The sequence below is a fragment of the Candidatus Pelagibacter sp. PS_10_02 genome (assembly GCF_059418005.1).
The window spans coordinates 820870-839793 of sequence record NZ_CM182076.1 but is presented as its reverse complement, the minus strand read 5'-3'; the positions used below and the strand labels follow the sequence as shown (position 1 = coordinate 839793).

The 18924-nt window shown below is 31.4% G+C and carries 17 protein-coding genes; 10 read left to right on the top strand and 7 right to left on the bottom strand.

What is annotated here, in order from left to right:
* Positions 1–2: 2 nt before the first annotated feature.
* Positions 3–590 carry an amino acid synthesis family protein gene (locus AC5SL1_RS04660; RefSeq protein ID WP_494579283.1) on the bottom strand — a complete coding sequence of 196 codons (588 nt, stop codon included), beginning with the start codon at positions 588–590 and terminating at the stop codon, positions 3–5.
* Entirely contained in the window at positions 590–1756 is a 1167-nt protein-coding gene (locus AC5SL1_RS04655) for an LLM class flavin-dependent oxidoreductase (protein ID WP_494599277.1), read from the bottom strand. Before AC5SL1_RS04655 ends, AC5SL1_RS04660 begins: the two co-directional genes overlap by 1 nt.
* Positions 1757–1908: 152 nt before the next feature.
* Between AC5SL1_RS04655 and AC5SL1_RS04650 the strand changes: the two genes are divergently transcribed.
* From AC5SL1_RS04650 to AC5SL1_RS04620, 7 genes are all read left to right on the top strand, one after another.
* A complete protein-coding gene (locus AC5SL1_RS04650) occupies positions 1909–2658 on the top strand; it encodes a maleate cis-trans isomerase family protein (protein ID WP_494579279.1) in 750 nt (249 codons plus the stop codon).
* Positions 2655–3821 (top strand): M24 family metallopeptidase, encoded by a 1167-nt coding sequence (locus tag AC5SL1_RS04645; RefSeq protein ID WP_494599276.1) that lies wholly within the window; start codon positions 2655–2657, stop codon positions 3819–3821. Before AC5SL1_RS04650 ends, AC5SL1_RS04645 begins: the two co-directional genes overlap by 4 nt.
* Positions 3822–3870: 49 nt before the next feature.
* Positions 3871–4959 (top strand): ABC transporter ATP-binding protein, encoded by a 1089-nt coding sequence (locus AC5SL1_RS04640; protein ID WP_494573402.1) that lies wholly within the window; start codon positions 3871–3873, stop codon positions 4957–4959.
* A gap of 141 nt (positions 4960–5100) precedes the next feature.
* Positions 5101–6216 carry an extracellular solute-binding protein gene (locus AC5SL1_RS04635; RefSeq protein ID WP_494579275.1) on the top strand — a complete coding sequence of 372 codons (1116 nt, stop codon included), beginning with the start codon at positions 5101–5103 and terminating at the stop codon, positions 6214–6216.
* A gap of 67 nt (positions 6217–6283) precedes the next feature.
* On the top strand, positions 6284–7531 hold the full coding sequence (locus AC5SL1_RS04630) for an ABC transporter permease (protein ID WP_494599275.1): 1248 nt from the start codon (positions 6284–6286) through the stop codon (positions 7529–7531).
* A 3-nt stretch (positions 7532–7534) separates the two neighbouring features.
* Positions 7535–8389, top strand: a complete 855-nt coding sequence (locus tag AC5SL1_RS04625; protein ID WP_494573405.1) for an ABC transporter permease — start codon at positions 7535–7537, stop codon at positions 8387–8389.
* A gap of 16 nt (positions 8390–8405) precedes the next feature.
* Positions 8406–10628, top strand: coding sequence for a 3-hydroxyacyl-CoA dehydrogenase/enoyl-CoA hydratase family protein (locus AC5SL1_RS04620; protein ID WP_494579271.1), 2223 nt, complete (start codon positions 8406–8408; stop codon positions 10626–10628).
* Here AC5SL1_RS04620 and AC5SL1_RS04615 read toward each other — a convergent pair.
* The 3 genes from AC5SL1_RS04615 to AC5SL1_RS04605 form a co-directional block, all read right to left on the bottom strand.
* Positions 10625–11782 (bottom strand): primosomal protein, encoded by a 1158-nt coding sequence (locus tag AC5SL1_RS04615; protein ID WP_494599274.1) that lies wholly within the window; start codon positions 11780–11782, stop codon positions 10625–10627. The two genes, AC5SL1_RS04620 and AC5SL1_RS04615, sit on opposite strands and share 4 nt — an antisense overlap.
* Positions 11783–11858: 76 nt before the next feature.
* Positions 11859–12503, bottom strand: coding sequence for a peptidylprolyl isomerase (locus AC5SL1_RS04610; protein WP_494579267.1), 645 nt, complete (start codon positions 12501–12503; stop codon positions 11859–11861).
* Between the two features lie 23 nt (positions 12504–12526).
* Positions 12527–13276, bottom strand: a complete 750-nt coding sequence (locus tag AC5SL1_RS04605) for a putative zinc-binding metallopeptidase (protein WP_494579265.1) — start codon at positions 13274–13276, stop codon at positions 12527–12529.
* A 55-nt stretch (positions 13277–13331) separates the two neighbouring features.
* Between AC5SL1_RS04605 and speB the strand changes: the two genes are divergently transcribed.
* The 3 genes from speB to AC5SL1_RS04590 all read left to right on the top strand — a co-directional run bounded on the left by speB (position 13332) and on the right by AC5SL1_RS04590 (position 17386).
* The gene (speB, locus tag AC5SL1_RS04600; protein WP_494579263.1) at positions 13332–14297 is read left to right on the top strand and encodes an agmatinase; all 966 of its coding nucleotides are present in this window, start codon (positions 13332–13334) and stop codon (positions 14295–14297) included.
* A gap of 13 nt (positions 14298–14310) precedes the next feature.
* Positions 14311–15747 carry an aldehyde dehydrogenase family protein gene (locus tag AC5SL1_RS04595; protein WP_494579262.1) on the top strand — a complete coding sequence of 479 codons (1437 nt, stop codon included), beginning with the start codon at positions 14311–14313 and terminating at the stop codon, positions 15745–15747.
* A 190-nt stretch (positions 15748–15937) separates the two neighbouring features.
* Positions 15938–17386 carry an NCS1 family nucleobase:cation symporter-1 gene (locus tag AC5SL1_RS04590; protein WP_494579260.1) on the top strand — a complete coding sequence of 483 codons (1449 nt, stop codon included), beginning with the start codon at positions 15938–15940 and terminating at the stop codon, positions 17384–17386.
* A gap of 52 nt (positions 17387–17438) precedes the next feature.
* Here the strand turns inward: AC5SL1_RS04590 and AC5SL1_RS04585 are convergent, their stop codons facing one another.
* A complete protein-coding gene (locus AC5SL1_RS04585) occupies positions 17439–17933 on the bottom strand; it encodes an ureidoglycolate lyase (RefSeq protein WP_494579258.1) in 495 nt (164 codons plus the stop codon).
* Entirely contained in the window at positions 17933–18922 is a 990-nt protein-coding gene (alc, locus tag AC5SL1_RS04580; RefSeq protein WP_494599273.1) for an allantoicase, read from the bottom strand. The genes AC5SL1_RS04585 and alc overlap by 1 nt, the downstream gene beginning before the upstream one ends.
* Positions 18923–18924 lie beyond the last annotated feature (2 nt).

The following is an 18924-nucleotide window of genomic DNA, read 5'->3' as shown; positions in this document are numbered from 1 at the left end:
ATTTATTTAGGATCTAATCCCATTTCTTTCATGTCTTGATAACGATCACCTGTTCTAGCATGAGCTCTACCTGTTGAGGCCCCACCAATTGCTATAACAATTTCATCATCAAAAGGAGCATCATGAATCGTAAATTCATGAGTTAAATAATAAGGCCTTAGACCTGAATCTGTTTTATGCATCATTGGAATGGATATTTTTGATCCAGCTGGACCTCTGGTATTGGTAAAACTTAAGTAAGAAGTTCCACCAACCGCATCTCTAAATTTATTTCCAAATCTTAAAGTGTGAATAAATGCTGAAGCATGCTCAATTTCACCATCAAGCCCGACAGTACCTGCCTTTCCATAGGCTAAAATTTTTTCAGGTGATCCAATCTCTTTTATTAACTCTGGAACTAAAATATCACCTAATTTAGGTGCCAAATCTAAAATAATTGGTTTTAAATCTTCAACAAAGCCTTTTCCATGCCATGGATTTTTGAATACAGCTGCAACAGAAACCATCAAAACTGGCTCTTTAGCTTCCTTGCCACCTTCGATAAAAGTTTTATCTACAAATTTTGTAAACTTTCTAAGCTCTAATTTCACTAACTTGCCTTTTCTATACTTGAATTATCTAGATTAATCTTTGGTATAACCTCATCATTAAACAGTTTTATACTTCTCATGCAAGCTTCATGATCTATTCCAGGAAAATTAGACCAAACTTGAAGATTTTGTAAATTTAATTCTGATTTTAATTCATTTATTTTATTAACAACATATTCTGGTGTTCCAAATAATAAATTTCTTTTATGTAGAAAATCATAGTTAAGTAAGTCTAATTTATGTTTTGTTTCCGGTAGTTCTTCTCCTGGATCCATATGATTTCCTAAGCCTCTCCAGTGACAAACCCATTTCATATATTTTATAATATGTTCACCTGCTAATTTTTCTGCTTCTTCCATAGTTTCTGCAATAAACATATCTCTTACTAAAGAAATACCTTCTCCAAGTGGAACATCTCTATTTTCAGCTTTAGATTTTGCATCTCGATATATTTCAAATCTAGTTTTCAATGCTTTTACCGTTGGTATCCACATTATTGTGTTTAAACCATTTTGTGCAGCCCACTCAATTGATCTTGCGCCATCTACCACTTGCCATATTGGAGGATGTGGATACTGTTTTGGTTTAGGCACAATACTTATTTTCTTTATTTCATTAGTTTTAGTATCTAGAAATTCTTCACTCGGCGGACTCATATCATGTTGCCAAACAAAACCAGGAGTAGGGTAAGTATAAAATTCACCTTGGTGACTAAAAAACTTTTCTGTCCAAGCTTTTTTCATAATAGTTAGAGTCTCATCAAACAAACGAAAATTTTTAGCCTGATCTTTTAGATCAGCCTCTTTATTCATATTTATCGCTTCTCTTCCATATATTCCTCTGCCAATACCAACTTCCACCCTACCGTTTGAAAGTTGATCTAATAATGCTATGTCTTCTGCTAAACGTATTGGGTTATGAAATGTAATTACATTACAAGCTTGACCTATTCTAATTTTTTTAGTTCTAGCTGCAGCATCTACACCCATCATTAATGGATTAGTACAAGACTCCATTCCCTCATGATTAAAATGATGCTCTGTATACCAAATAGAGTCCCAATCATTTTTATCGCAATATTCAGTTATTTCCTTAGTTTCATCAAGTAATTGTGTGTATGGTTTATGGTCCCAATTGGTAGTGTTACAAAAATATCCAAATTTCATCCAAACCTCCCTAAATAATTAAATTTAAAGACGACTGATCCCACTTTCGTATTTTTTGAATAACGACGAGTTATGTATCGCTTTATATAAACATTATTTTAGCTAGACTATTTAATCAATATATATTTAATCGACCTATATAGAGATTATCAATGAAACTAAATAAAATTGACCCAAAGTTCATATCTAAAGCCAACCCTAGAATAGGTTTAATAGCCCTAGGTAGTGATTTTAGAATTGAAAAAGATTTTAATAATGTGATTTATGGTAAAGATATAGATCTCTACGTTAATAGAATACATTGTTACAACCCATTAACCAATGAAACATTAGCTAAAATGGCAGATGACATTACAGAGGTGACAAGTGATATTTTACCTGATCAAAAAATAGATTGTGTTGCTTATGGATGCACTTCAGGAACTGTTGCTGCAGGGTACGATGTTATTGAAAAAAATATAAAGTTGTCTAAACCAGAGGCAAAAGTTACTACTCCAATTACATCAGCAATAAAAGCCCTTAAAGCTTTTAATATTAATAAGATATCAGTTTTTACTCCTTATACAAAAAGCATAAACGACTCTGTTTTAAATTATTTTAAAAAAGAAAATATAACAGTTAATGAATTAACATATTTTGATATTGAATCTGATTTAGATATTGGAAAAGTAGACGAAAAATATTTAATTGAAGTTTTGTCTAAAATTAATTTAGAAGATAGTGAGGCGTTGTTCGTATCTTGTACTGCCTTGCCTGTTTTATCAATTATCGAAAAATTAGAAAAAAAATTAAATAGGATAGTTTTGTCAAGTAACCAAACCTTGATATGGGATAGTCTAAATTTAATTGGTTATAAAGATGATATTGAAGGTTTTGGAAAATTATTTAAGATAAGCACATGAATTTTACAAAAGTAGAATATAAAAATAGATTAAAAAAAGTTCAAAAAATGATGCAAGATAAAGGCATCGAGTTATTAATTTCACAAGATCCATCAAACATGAATTACCTAACAGGCTATGATGCTTGGTCATTTTATTATGCTCAATGTGTAATAGTGCATGTTAATGCAGATGAACCATTATGTTTTGTTAGAGATCAAGATGCAGGTGGGGCATATATCAAAACTTATTTAAAAGATGAAAATATTATTAAATATGGAGAAAAATATATCCATAGTTGGCCACTTCATCCCTATGAGGCTTTAACTGATATTATTAAAGAAAGAAAATGGGAAAAACTTTCCATAGGTGTTGAAATGGATAGTCATTATTTCACTGCTTACTGTTATGAAAAAATTAAAACAGGTTTACCTAATGCTAAAATTTTAGATTGCAAAAGATTAGTCAATTGGGCAAGAGTTGTAAAATCAGATTCAGAAATTGATTATATGAAAGCTGCATCAAAGATAGTTCAAACTGGAATGCAAAAAGCTTTTGAGGCAATTAATCCAGGACTTAGACAATGTGATGCTGTTTCTGAAATACAAGCGGCGCTTATAAAAGGAACTCCTGAGTTTGGGGGTGATTATGCATCTATTGTTCCAATGCTTCCAACAGGAAAAGGTACGTCAGCCTCACATTTAACATGGACACAAGATAAATTTGTTGAAGGTGAAGCAACAATTGTTGAAATTGCAGGATCTCATAAAAAATATCACTGCCCTATGGCTAGAACAGTATTACTCGGAAAACCTGACCAACTTAAAATTGATACAATGAAAAAAACTAATGAGGCTCTTCAAGCAGGAATAGATGCTATTAAACCTGGGAAAACTGCAGATGATGTGGCTCAGGCATTTTGGAAGGTTCTTGATAAATATGGCATAGAAAAAACCTCGCGTACTGGATATTCTATTGGAATTGGTTACCCACCTGATTGGGGTGAACATACTCTAAATATATCTAAAGGTGATATGACAATCTTAGAGCCAAACGTAACATTCCACATGATTGCTGTAATGCAATTTGGAAACTGGGGCGTGGAAGCATCTGAAGCTATTAGAGTTACAGAGAAGGGTAGTGAATTATTTTATAATTTTTCAAGAGACTTACATATTAAATGACCAATAAAGGGCTTGATTAATATCTCAACAAATGTTTTAAATATCTCGTATGTCAAAAAATAGTGAATTTGTAAAATTTGATAATGTCGATAAAAGCTACGATGGAAAAGTCTTAGTTGTTAAGGGATTAAACTTAGATATTCAAGAAGGTGAATTTGTAACTATGTTAGGACCCTCTGGTTCGGGTAAAACAACATGTTTAATGATGTTGGCTGGTTTTGAAACTCCAACTCATGGTGAAATTTATTTAGATAATAATGTTATTTCAAACATTCCACCTCATAAAAGAGGAATTGGAATGGTGTTCCAAAACTATGCTTTGTTTCCTCATATGACAGTTTATGAGAATTTAGCATTTCCATTAAGAGTTAGAAAAATTCCAAAAGATGAAGCTGATAAAAAAATTGACAAAGCTTTATCAATGGTATCGCTTCAAGGTTTTGAAGCTAGAATGCCAATGCAATTATCTGGTGGACAACAACAAAGGGTAGCAGTGGCTAGATCACTTGTGTTTGATCCAAAGCTTGTTTTGATGGATGAACCACTAGGCGCATTAGATAAAAATTTAAGAGAAAGCATGCAATATGAAATAAAACATATTCATGAAAGTATTGGTGTAACAGTTGTGTATGTTACTCATGACCAAACTGAAGCATTAACAATGTCAAATAGAATTGCAGTATTTAATGATGGGAAAGTTCAACAACTTTCAAGTCCTGATGATCTTTATGAAAAACCAGTTAATTCTTTCGTGGCGGAATTTATTGGCGAGAATAACACGTTTAATGGAACAGTGAACGATGTGTCAGGAAATACTTGTAAAATTAAATTAAATAATGGAACTGAAATTTTAGCTAATCCTATTTCTGTAAAAGCCAAAGGTGATAAAACTACCGTATCTTTAAGACCAGAAAGAGCTTTAATTAATCCAAAAGATAAAATGGACAATAATCATAAAGGAAAAATTAAAGAAGTAATTTACCATGGAGATCATACTAGATTGAGAATGGACATACTAGGTAATGAACAATTTATTTTAAAAATTCCAAATAGCTCATCAAACCTAGATATCAAACTTGGAAATGAAATAAATGTTGGCTGGAATGCTATTGATAGTAGAGCTTTAGACCCTAAATAAAAAATAAAACCTTCATAATTTCTAATCAATTAAATAATAACCTTGCATAAATAAAGGTAAAAAACCCAGATTCAACTGTTGACTCATCTTTCTGATCTTGTTTTACTTAATTTTTAAAAAAAACGTTTAAACGGAGGATAAATGAAAAAACTAAGTAAACTATTATTAGCCTTATCATTTGTACTTTCTATTACTACTTCGGCATTTGCAGTTACTGTAGTGTCATGGGGTGGAGCTTATACAGAAAGTCAAAAATTAGGCTATGGAGATCCAACAGCTAAAAAGCTTGGAATACCTGTTAACTGGGTAGACTACACTGGTGGATTATCAGAGATCAAAGCACAAAAAGAAGCTGGAAAAATCACTTGGGACATCATTGATGTGTACGCAAAAGACACTATCATTGGCTGTGACGAAGGTATTTTTGTTGAATTCGATTTCGACAAAGACTTCGCTCCTGCTCCAGATGGAACACCAGCAAGTAAAGACTTTTTCACAGGCATGCCTTCTAAGTGTGCAGTTGGAAACATTCTTTACTCTTGGAACTTTGCTTACAACAAGAATAATGTAAAAGGTACTCCAAAATCAGCGAAAGACTTTTTTAATACTAAAAAGTTTCCTGGTAAAAGAGCTATCTACAAAGGTGCAATGTCTAACTTAGAATTAGCTATGGCTGGCACTGGAACAAAAGCTGGTAAAGGTGGTGATAAGATTTACAAATCACTTGAAAAAGGTGGAGTTGATAAAGCAATTGCCGCTATTAAAGCACTTTGCCAAGATCCAAATGGCGGATGTGTATTCTGGAATGCTGGAGCTCAGCCACCAGAACTATTAGCTAATGGTGAAGTTGTTATGGCTACTGGTTGGAATGGTAGATTCTTTAATGCTCAAATGGAAGGAACTCCAATTGTGCAAGTATGGGATTCACAAATTCTTGACTATGAGTATTTCGCTATGGTTAAAGGTGGACCTAACGATGCTAACGGTAAAGCTTTGAAAGTTCTTAGAGAAATGACAAGTACTGAAGGTCTAGCAGGAAGTGCTAAGTATATTGCTTACGCTCCTTGGAGAAAATCTTCAATTGCTATCATGGAAGCAGGAGAGCCTTGGTTTAAAGATGGTAAAACTAACATGGTACCACATATGCCAACAGCACCTGCGAACACTAAATCATACATTCTTATGAACCCTGAATTCTGGGCAGATAACCAGGACGAAATTGGTGAAAAATGGGAAGCTATGAAAGCTGGTCTGTAATTTAATTATAGATTAAACTTTTATTTTATTTAAAGGGCGGTTATTATATAACCGCCCTTTTTTTATTATGAGCACAGAACAAATTTTATCATCTGATGGTGTACCTCTTGAGGTTAGTTTAAAAAAAGCCGAGAGAAGAAACAAGATAAGAGCATTAATGCTTGTGGGTCCTTTATTTTTATTTCTTTTAATTACTTACGTGTTTCCAATCGGCGATATGTTGTTTAGAAGCGTTGATGATAGAATGATTACAAGTAAGTTGCCGAATACCTTTGCAGCACTAGAACAGTGGGATGGTAAAGATTTACCAGATGAAAAAGTATATGAAGCATTTTACAAGGATTTTTATCCGCTAGCTATGGCTAAAGAAGCGGGAAAACTTTATCAAAGATTAAATTATGAAAAATCTGGTTTTAGTAGTGGATTAAAAAAAACAAATAGAAAAATTAAAAAATTTGAAGAAGGAAATTATAAAGAGCAGTTCATGGCAACTCACAAAATATGGAATGAAGTTGGATATTGGGTAGCCTTAAAAAATACAGCTCCCAAATGGTCTTATGCAAAGTATTTAAAAGGAATGGATTTAAAATTTGATGATGAAAGAAATATTGTTCAAGTTGCTGAGGATAGAAAAATACATAAAATTTTATGGTTAAGAACATTAAATGTAGCTTTTTGGGTTACAGTTTTTTGTTTTTGTTTAGCTTACCCGATTTCACATTTACTCGCTACATTGCCAATGAAATACAGTAACTTATTAATGATCTGTGTTTTACTTCCTTTTTGGACTTCATTATTAGTTAGAACTTCAAGCTGGATGGTATTACTTCAACAACAAGGCCCGATTAATGATTTAATTGTCTGGTTAGGTTTTGCTGCTGATGATAGTAGACCTGAACTAATGTATAATGTAATTGGAACTTTTGTTGCAATGACACAAATTCTTTTACCTTTTATGGTATTGCCGCTTTACAGTGTAATGAAAACGATTTCTCCAAGCTTAATGAGAGCAGGAAAATCTTTGGGAGGCACACCATTAACAGCATTCATTAAAATTTATTTTCCATTAACTATGCCTGGAATTGGTGCGGGCTGTTTATTAGTATTTATTATTTCAATTGGTTACTATATTACTCCTGCTTTAGTGGGTGGTGCTAGTGGATCATTAATTAGTAATACAATTGCATATCACATGAAGAGTTCATTAGACTGGGCTTTTGCTTCTGCATTAGGCACAATGTTGTTAGTTGGAGTTTTAACAATTTATTGGATTTATAATAAGTTAGTTGGAATAGATAATATTAAACTAGGATAAACTATGGCTTTACCAAATTATACACCAATACATTACAGAATTTGGCACTACACATATTTAACCATCTGTGGACTAGTATTCTTTTTCTTAATTGCTCCATTATTTGTAATTCTACCACTTTCATTTAATGCTGAGCAATATATTCATTTTTCAGAAAAAATGTTGGCGCTAGACCCAGATGGTTTTTCTTTAAGATGGTATAAAGACATGATTTGGGGAACAAAAAATCCTTGGGGCTTAGCAACAAAAAATAGTTTAATTATTGCATTTTTTGCAACCATAGGATCAACGATCCTGGGAACTGTTGCTGCTCTTGGTTTAAGCAGTCGACATATGCCGTATAAAGCTGCATTTATGGCTTTGTTAATTTCACCGATGATCGTTCCATTAATTATTTCAGGAACAGCAATATTTTTCTTTATGGCAAAAGTAGGCTTGGCCGCAACACATACTGGAATTATTTTATCTCATATAATTTTAGGAACACCATTTGTTGTTATAACAGTTACAGCTACTTTAAGTGGTTTTGACCATAGTGTAACAAGAGCAGCCGCAAGTCTTGGAAGCAATCCTGTTAATACTTTTATGAAAGTGACATTACCTTTAATCACTCCAGGAGTTATCTCTGGTGCATTATTTGCGTTTGTAACATCATTTGATGAAGTGATAGTTGTTCTGTTTTTAGCTGGATTAGAAAATACAACTATTCCAATTCAGATGTGGGTTGGTTTAAGAGAGCAATTAAGTCCAACGATATTAGCTGTTGCAACATGTTTGATTATTATGTCAACTTTAATTCTAGTTAGTGCAGAACTTTTAAGAAGACGTTCTGAGAGACTAAGAGGAATTAACAGATAAGACATTTTCAAATTTCATGAATATTAAAAAAGTAGTTGTCATTGGTTCTGGAACAATGGGAAGTGGAATAGCGGCACATCTTTGCAATGCAAATATTCCTGTAACTTTATTAGATTTAAAAACAGAGATTAGTGAAAAGGCAAGAGATCGAATTCATAAATCAAAACCTCCATTATTAATTGATAAATCTAAAATCAATAATATTAAAGTTGGAAATATATCAGATGATTTTGATGCAGTTAAAGATGCGGATTGGGTTGTTGAAGCAGTGGTTGAAAGAATTGATATTAAGCATCAAATTTATGAAAAAATATTCAAAGTAAGAAAAGATGGGGCAATAGTTTCTTCAAACACCTCATCAATTCCAATTAAGATATTATCTGAACATTTAACAAATATTGAAAAAAAAGATTTTTGTATTACCCACTTTTTTAATCCAGTTAGATATATGGGTCTTTTAGAGATAGTTAAAAATGAAAATAACGACCTAAATAAGATTAACCAATTAAAAAAATTCTGTGAAGTTGAATTAGGTAAAGGAGCTATAATTTGTAATGATACTCCAGGTTTTTTAGGAAATAGAGTTGGTGTTTATGCAATGCAAGTGGCGATGACTGAAGCTTTTAAAATGAAACTTTCAATAGAAGAAGCCGATGCAATTTTTGGAAGACCAATGGGTATTCCAAAAACAGGTGTATTTGGATTATATGATTTAATTGGAATTGATTTAATGGCCGATGTATTAAAAAGTTTTATTAAAGAATTGCCAAAATCTGATGAGTTTCACGAGGTAGCAAAAGAAATTCCATTGGTGAAAAAATTAATTGAAACAGGTTATACAGGCAGAAAAGGTAAGGGTGGTTTTTATAGAATGAATAAAACAGGATCTATCAAAGTCATGGAAGCAATCAATCTTGAAACTGGTGATTATTCAATTAGTAAAAAGATTGATATTAAAACAGACCAAGTAGATTTAAAGAGATTAATTAATAGAAAAGATAAATATGGAGATTATGCTTGGTCAGTTATATCTAAAATAATCAAATATGCATCCTCATTAGTTCCAAAAATTACAAAAGAATTTAATGATATTGATGAAGCAATGAGACTTGGTTTTAACTGGTCAAAAGGTCCATTTGAGATGCTTGAAGAAATAGGAGTTAAAAATTTCTTTGATAAAATAGATGATTTTAAAGGAAATAACTTTTTAGAGGAGTTATCAAAAAATAAAAATGAAAATTTTTATGGTGAAAGGCAAAAGTACACAAATATTGAAACTTTAGGAAAAGTAAAAAAAACTGCCTCAAGTGTTGATGGAAATAATTCTGCAAAGATTTATAGATTTAATGATTATAACATTGTTGAGTTTACAACTAAAGCTAACGCACTTGATTACGACTCGATGGATGCATTAAAGAAAGCAACCGATAAACCATTAATAATAATCAATGAAAGTATGCAATTTTCAGCTGGTGTTAATTTAACTTACACAATGGAGTTTGCAGATAAAAGAGATTTCAAATCAATTGAAAAATTTATTAAATATTTCCAAGAAACTTGTAAACACCTAAAATATTCAAAATATCCAGTAATTTCAGCTCCATCAGGATTAACGTTGGGTGGTGGTTTTGAGGTAATGGTTCAAAGTAACTTTGTAGCATCACACACCAATATTGTAGTCGGATTAGTTGAAACTATTGTAGGATTAATTCCAGCAGGTGGCGGATGTAAAGAAATGTTAGCTAGATGGCTTGATACAGATGAAGCTAAAAAAGATCCTAATTTTGCACCTTTAAAAGTGTTTGATATTATCGGTTACGGTAAAACCGCAACCTCATCTGTAGAGGCAGAACCAATGAAATATTTGATGCCAGAGGATAAAAAAATAATGAATAGAAACAGTTTATTTGAAGTCTCAAAAAAAATTATAATGGAAAACACAGACTTTAAAGCACCAGAAGAGCTTAAATTCAATCTTCCCGGAAAATCAGTATTGGAAGATATGAATAAAATTTTAGATAATCTTTATAATGAAAAAATAATCTTAGATCATGGAGTAATAGTTGCAAAAGAATTAGCGAATGTATTAAGTGGTGGTGACACTACAATAGATAAAACATTATCAGAGAATGATTTATTTAAATTAGAACTAGACGCATTTATGAAATTAATTGAAACAAAAGAAACTCAAGATAGAATCAAACATACTCTAGCTACTGGTAAGCCTTTGGTAAATTAATTTTCTTTTGTTTGATTATTTGCAGATATACTATTTTCTTCTGAATCATTTTCGTGCTTAAATGAATTTTCTCGTTCATTTAGTTTTTTTATCATTTCTTCTTCTTTTTTTCTTTGCTCTTCATCAAATTTTCTTTCCCATTCTTTAATTCTTACATTTTCTTCTTCTATTCTTTTTTCTTCAGCAATTCTTGCATCATGAGCCTTTTGTTCTTCAATCTCTCTCAATCTAATTTCTTCTTCTTTCTTTTTAATTTCTATCTGTCTTTTTTTATATTCTTCATCTTTTTGTCTTAAGGCCCTTAACTCTTCAATTTCTTTTTTTTCTTTTAATCTAAATTCTTCTTCTTTTTTTCTCAATTCCTCAACTTCTTTAAGTTTTTGGATTTCAATTTCTCTTAATCTTTCAGCTTCAATATCCTTTATTCGCTCTGCAGCTTCTTTAAGTTTTTGTTCTTGATATTTTAATTTACGCTCCTCTTCATCCAGTCTACGTTGCTCTTCTAATTGTTTGGCAATTTGAATATCTTTTAGCCTCTGTTTTTCATCTCTTGCTATTCTTCTTTCCGTTTCTAATTTCTCTTTTTCAATATTCTTTATTTTTTCCTCTTCTTCTTTAATTTTTTGTCTTTCTAATCTTATTCTTTGTTTTTCTAAATATTCTAATCTTATTTTTTCTTCTTTTAATTTTAAATCATCTTCTCTGATTTTTTTTTCTTCTTCGTCCTTAATTCTTTGCGCTTCAGCTTGCACCCGCTGTTGTTCTAGTTTAATTTTTTGATTTTCAATAAGTTGTTGTTGTTTTTGAATTTTTATTCTCTGTTTTTCTTGATCAAGTATTCTTTTTTTTTCTTCTTTTTCTTTTAAATCTTGCTCCCTTTTGATTTGACGAGCCTCCTCTAATTTTTGTTTTTGTTGTTGATGTTTTTCTTGTTTAGCTTGTCTTATTTTATTCTTTTTTAAAGTCTTGATTCTTTCTAATTCAGCTTTTCTTAATTTTTCTTTAAAATTAGTTAAAGTTTTGTTTATAGAAAATGATTTAATGATATTAAGTTTTTGAAAATTTAATTTTTTTATAGCAGCAATAGGCTCTTTCAGAATTTTACTATTACTTTTTTTAAGTATTTTAATTTTATCTTCTATTACATTTTTCACACACTATTTAACCAAAATTTAGAAGATAAAAAAAGACCATGATTGACTATAATGGGTTCAACTTATAGTTTATTTCTTAATTTAGCATTCTAAATGAGTTAATAAAATCAGGTCTCAATATATATTCTGAATGTCGCTGATGTTTAATTTTCTTTAAAATTTCTAAACCATAAAGAACTTTTCCTACAGGTGTATATTCGCCCTCAAACAATGGTTCATCTTGCAGAATTATAAAAAATTGACTGTCTTCTGTATCATTCTTAAAAGTTCTTGCCAAACCCACACTTCCTTTTCTAAAGCTAAAATCATTATCTATTTCAGATTTAATAGTCCCTAAACCAGACTTGCCTGTTCCAATTTTACCATAATTAATTGAATTTTTTTTACCAAACTCTAAGTCACCTGCTTGGACTAATTTATCTTTTATCACTCTATGAAAAGCTACGTCATCATACAAGCCAGATTTTATTAACGTTTTAAATCTTTCAACACCTTTTGGAGACACATTTGGGTACAGCTCAATAATTACATTTCCACACGGCGCATTAAGAATTACTATGTTTTCTGGTTTATCAAAATTGATATTTTCAGGATTATGATTTTTAACAAATAAACATTTATTTTTTATAACAAAATAAGAACCAAAAGTAACTGAGGCCAAAATTATCAAAAATACAAATATTATTTTTTCAAATAACGTTGCTTTAATTTTTTTAATCATTTTATCATTAAATTCACACTTGTTTAAAATTCTTCTGAAAATTTAAAATCTTTATAAATTTTTAATAGCCTATATTTTATAAATTCAACTTTATTTTTTAAAATATTGTCTGCATCATTAATTTCTTTTAATTTTTTTGGACTTAAAGTCATTATATGAGAAAATGTTTCTGCCATGTCTTCAGAGGGTGTAGATTGAGAATATTCAGTAAAAAAACCATTTGTATTTGTATAAGTATTTAGCCCAAGTTTTTTAGTGCAAGTAGAACAATCGGCATATTTAAAATTTTTATTATTAAATTTAACCCATTCATCTTCATTGAAAATTTCTTTAAAGCTATCATTGATTATATGAAAAACCTCATGGTGAATTGTTCTTTTAAAATACTTTTCATTAAACTTGATGTCTAATATTAAAGTCTTCATAATGTTATCTGGTATCCCAGCAGTATTAATTCCAGAAATTGATAAATTTTCACACATAACTACGTATCTTAAGTTTATTTTTTTTAAAAAGTCTTTTGAGTATTTATTAAGGTTATAACTAATTAAATCAAATTTTTTGTTATAATCTTCTTTGGTAGAGTTCATGCATACAATATTTTTTTTAACTCCTAATCTAAACGAGCTTGAAGCGTATAAATATCTAAGCTGATTTTTTTTATCGATTTGATAAAGTTCTAAGTTAGGTATCTTAATCAGATTATAGATAGTATTTGCTTTTAATGGTGTAATAAAAAAAATTATTAATAAAATTACTTTAAATAGCTTCATAAATAGTAATATAGAAGATATTCCAAATTCAAAGAATGTGGTACATTTTATTTAGATGAAAAAAGAAAAAAATAAAAACCCTGTTCAGCCAGTTAGTGGAACTAAAGTACCAAGATTTGCCGGACCTTCCACCTTTGCAAGGCTGCCAGAATTAAGAGATGTCCAAGATTGTGATGTAGCTATCGTTGGAATACCTTTTGATGCTGGTACAAGTTATAGGCCTGGAGCCAGATTTGGACCCATGAGCATTAGACAGGCATCACGACATTTAAGAACTAATTATCACCCAAGTTATGATGTTGAGCCATTCAAAGTTCAGCAGGTAGCAGATGCTGGAGATATAACTTGTAATCCATTTAATATTGATGAGGCCATTAAACAAATAGAAGAAGGAGCGACAGAACTTTTAAAAAAAGTTGGTGGTATAATAAGTTTAGGTGGAGATCACACAATTGCGCTTCCGCTTTTAAGAGCTATTAATAAAGAAAATAACGGACCAGTTGCACTAGTTCATTTTGATGCTCATTTAGATACTTGGGATACATATTTTGGAGCACCTTACACTCACGGAACACCATTTAGACGAGCTCGGGAAGAAAATTTATTTCTTGATGATGCATCTATGCATGTAGGGATCAGGGGTCCTCTTTATAGCAGAAATGATATTAAAAATGATGAAGAGTTTGGTTTTAAGATTATTCATTGTGATGATTTTCAAACACAAGGAACAGATAAAATTGCAGAAAGAATACGACAAAGAGTAGGAAATAATCCACTGTATCTTTCAATCGATATAGATGTTTTAGATCCAGCTTTTGCTCCAGGAACTGGAACACCTGAAATTGCAGGAATGACTACAAGAGAAATGGTTAATGTTATAAGAGGTTTGTCAGGTTTAAATTTAATATCTGCAGATGTAGTTGAAGTTTCACCAGCATATGATCATGCAGAAGTTACATCGTTAGCTGCTGCAACAATTGTTTATGAACTAACTAATTTATTTGCAAAAACTAAAAGATAAGGTACTTTTTAAAATGCTAGATAAACGAAATTTTTATATTAATGGAAAATGGGTTGCTCCAAAAAAACCAAATGATTTTAAAGTAATTGATCCCTCAACCGAAAAAGAATGTGCAGTAATATCTCTTGCGGGAGCTGAAGATGTGAATGAAGCAGTAAGTGCTGCAACAAAAGCTTTTCAAACTTGGGCGTTCTCTTCTAAGGAAGAAAGAATAAAATATTTAGAAGCACTATATGATGTTTATAAAAAAAGATGGAATGATATGGCGCAAGCTATTTCTCTTGAAATGGGAGCTCCTATTGATTTTTCAACGCAATTACAGGCTGGAACTGGAGCAAGCCATATCAAATCTTATATTAAAGTATTGAAAGAATATACATTTGAAGCAAAATTAGGAGAGCATGCCCTTAATAATAATATTTTACATGAGCCAAAAGGAGTTTGTGCATTAATCACACCATGGAATTGGCCAATGAATCAGGTTTGTTTAAAAGTAATCCCAGCCATTGCTGCTGGTTGTACAATGGTTCTTAAGCCTTCTGAAATAGCACCACTATCATCTATGATTTTAGCAGAAATGATCGATGAAATTAAATTACCAAAGGGTATATTTAATCTGGTTAATGGAGATGGAGCAGTTGCTGGTAATACATTAACAAGTCATCCTGATGTTAATATGATTTCATTTACAGGATCTACTAGAGCCGGTGCTTTAATTTCTGAAAATGCAGCAAAAGACTTTAAAAGAGTTAGTTTAGAACTTGGAGGAAAAGGTGCGAATATTATATTTAAAGATGCTGATGCTGAAGCTGTTGAAAGAGGAGCGCTTAGATGTTTTAGAAATACAGGACAATCTTGTAATGCTCCAACAAGAATGTTGGTAGAAAAATCAATGTATGATGAAGCAGTTGAAAGAGTTAAGAATTTTGCTAATTCTATGAAAGTTGATGTTGCTAATAAAGAAGGGGATCACATAGGACCCGTAGTTTCAAAAACCCAATTTGATAAAATTCAATCATTAATCCAAGTTGGAATAGATGAAGGAGCCAAAGTAGTTGTTGGTGGATTAGGTAAACCTGAGGGTTTAAATAAAGGTTATTTTGTAAAACCTACAGCATTTGCAGATGTTAATAATCAAATGCAAATTGCAAGAACAGAAATATTTGGACCCGTGTTATGTATAATTCCTTTTGAGACAGAGGAAGAAGCAATTGCAATTGCAAATGACACACCATATGGATTATTAAATTTTATTCAAACTCAAGATCAAGAAAAAGCGAATAGAGTTGCTAGAAAATTAAGATCAGGAATGGTTGATATTAATGGAGCTGGTTTAGCACCAGATGCTCCATTTGGTGGTTATAAACATTCAGGCATTGGTCGTGAAGCTGGTAAATTAGGCCTAGAAGAGTATCTTGAAGTTAAAGTTGTTAGTGGTTGGAACGATTAATCCAATTTATGTTGCTGTTCATAATAGGTTTTCTGCAATTCAATAAGTCCTATATTTATTAGTTAATTTTCTAAACTAGAAGTTGTATCGCTTTATACTTTACAGAACATGAATAATCCATAATGTCGCAGTCAGTGTTACCATAACTTTATAGTTAATAAGAGTAACAAAAATAAAAGGGAGAAAAGATATGGGTAGATCGTCAAAACTCTACAACTCAGATTTAGCTCCAACTCCAAGCAATAAAAAAAATTGGGGATGGTTCGAAATCTTTAATGTCTGGGCTAATGATGTTCAAAGTTTATTTGGTTATACTTTGGCAGCATCTTTGTTTTTAGCGTCAGGACTAAATGGTTGGGCTGTATTTGCTGCATTAATTCTAGCAGGATTTTTTATAATGTGGCTAGTAAACTTATCAGGTAAACCAAGTGTAAAACATGGAATTCCATATCCAGTATTCGCTCGTGTTAGTATGGGTGTCTTTGGAGCAAACTTTCCAGCAATGGCCAGAGGTCTTGTTGCAATGTTTTGGTATGGAGCACAAACTTATGCAGCATCAACTGCTGTAGCACTTTTAATTACAGGTATTACTGGAAACGCAGGTACAGAAATGTTCTTAGGAATGACAGGTGTAATGTGGGTGTCATTTATATTTGTGTCTGGATTCCAAGTTTATTTATTTTGGCAAGGTGTAGATCTTATCAAAAAATTCTTAAACTTTGCAGGACCTGCTGTCTATGCGGTAATGATACTATTAATGATTATTATCTGGGTTAAAGCTGGTGGAGGACTTTTTTCAGAAGTGGGAACTATATTTTCTGGAGGAGAAAGAACTGGTGGTTTTGAAGGTTTAGGATCATTTGGAGCTTTCATAGCTGTATTTTCAATTATGGTTGGATATTTCGCTGCAGTAGTTATCAATTTTGGTGACTTCGCTAGATTTGTTAAAAATGAAGAAGAGATGAGAAAAGGTAACCTATGGGGATTAGTAGGTAACGTGATCTTATTCTCTTTTATTACTTTAATGATCACAGGCGGAACAATTGCAATTTTTGGTGAGTATGTTGCAAGTCCTACAGAGATGGTAGCTAAAGTAGATAACTTAGGTTTAACAATTATTGCTGCATTTGCATTCTTTGCAGCGACAGTTGGTATTAACATGGTTGCAAACTTTATACCCCCTGCGTATGATCTAGCTAATTTAATGCCAAGTAAAATCAATTTTAAAACTGGTGGATTAATAACTGCTGGTTTTGGTTTTATTATTGGCGGTATGTGGGTTGCTGTTATTACTCAAATGGGTTTATTTCCATTTGTTAATACATTAGGAGCAATTCTTGCACCTGTATTTGGTATTATGATTGTTGATTATTATATCATCAAAAAAGAAAAACTAGATGTAGACGCATTGTTTGATGCTAGCCCTAGTGGGAAGTATCATTACAATGGTGGCTTCAATCATAAAGGAATGTTAGCTTGGATACTATCAGGTTACATCGCAGTTGGAACTGTTTGGCCAAACATTTTAGTTTTTGGTTTAGATGATTTCTTCGCAAACCTAGGTGGTGGCGGAGGATATGCTTGGATAATTGGAGCATCACTAGGTGCCGTAGTTCATTTAGCAATATCTAAAAGATAATAAAACTAATTATTTAAAATTAGAAAAACCCGCCGCATTTATGTGGCGGGTTTTAGTATTTTAAGAAAATTTCTTTGTTATTTAAATCTTCAATTACTAGATTGTCTCCAGTGCCTTTTCTATCTACAACTAAAAAATTCATGTCCAAAGTAGATATTAAAGGAAAATGCCATGTGCCAGGTTTATAATTCACACCAATATTTGGAGGAACAATGAAGGACTCAATTTCATCAATATTTGGTTTATCACCTTTCGGAGCAACCAATACTAAAAAAGTAGTTTCTTGCATTGGTATAAAAGCCTGACTTCCTAAAGGATGTTTTTCCATCATATCAATTTTCATTGGAAAGGATCTTTTTAAGGCAGAAAAAATACAAATAGTAGTTTCTCCATTATCAGTTGACGTATCTAAATTCGCTATACCATCAAATCTTTTTGCATAACCATTATTAATTTCAAGTGGCTTTATATCTTTAGTTGTAATTACATCTCCATACTTAGAGAAGTTTTCTTTAGTGATTGGTTTTGGTTTAATTATAATTTCCATTAAAGCGCCTTACCAAACATTCTAAATCTTGAAATACCACCATCTGGAAAAATATTAATTTTAACATAATTAATTTTATTATTTTTCATTAATTTATTTTTAAATATATGTGTTTTATTTGCTGATAATTTAACTTTATCTAATAGAACTTTCCACTTCTTAGAATTTTTTATAATTGAAGATGATGTTTTATTGTTTGGAATATAAATCGCTTGAAGAGAGCAGTGACTTGGATAATTTCCTTTAAAATGATGTGTTGATATTTCAATTTTATCAATTTTATTGCCATCAATTGAGTTTAATATTAGCCAATCAAAACCTTTATCTCTTCTTCTTCTAGTCTCCCATCCATCACCCATATTTTTTGCTTTACCAGGTGCTAAAATATTTTCAGCTTTTCCAAAATGTTCATTATTACAAGCTATAACTGAGGCTCCATTTAAAAGAGATGTTAAATTTGTAGTCCTATTTTTCAAATTAATTGTGTCCTTTGAAATTTTTCCAAAAAGTCTTAATCTAGCAACTCCTCCATCTGGAAAGATATTAAATTTAATATGAGTAACTGTAGATTTGGATGAGATATTAAAAAAATGATGACTGTTAGCTTTTATTTTTTTTTTACCCAGTAAAGTTTTCCATTTAAAATTTTTATACGAATTGGATTTAGAGCTGCAGGCCTCTAAAGAAATCATAGATGGTTGATTTCCATTGAAATGAGATGTATCCACATCTACTTTAGAAATTTTACCAGGTTTACCTAATTTAATAATTAAATAATCATGTCCTAGATTTCTTTTTCTTCTCGATTCCCAACCATCCATCCATTTTCCATTTCTATCAAACAATCCCTCCTTAAAGACAGCTGGTGATGGATTTATAATTCTATTAGCTGAGGCAAAAAAATCATCTGTTTTATAAATAACTTTTGAACCCAATCGGGGTTGAGCCAAGTCTATTAATCCATTTGTGAAAATTATTTTTTCAGACATTG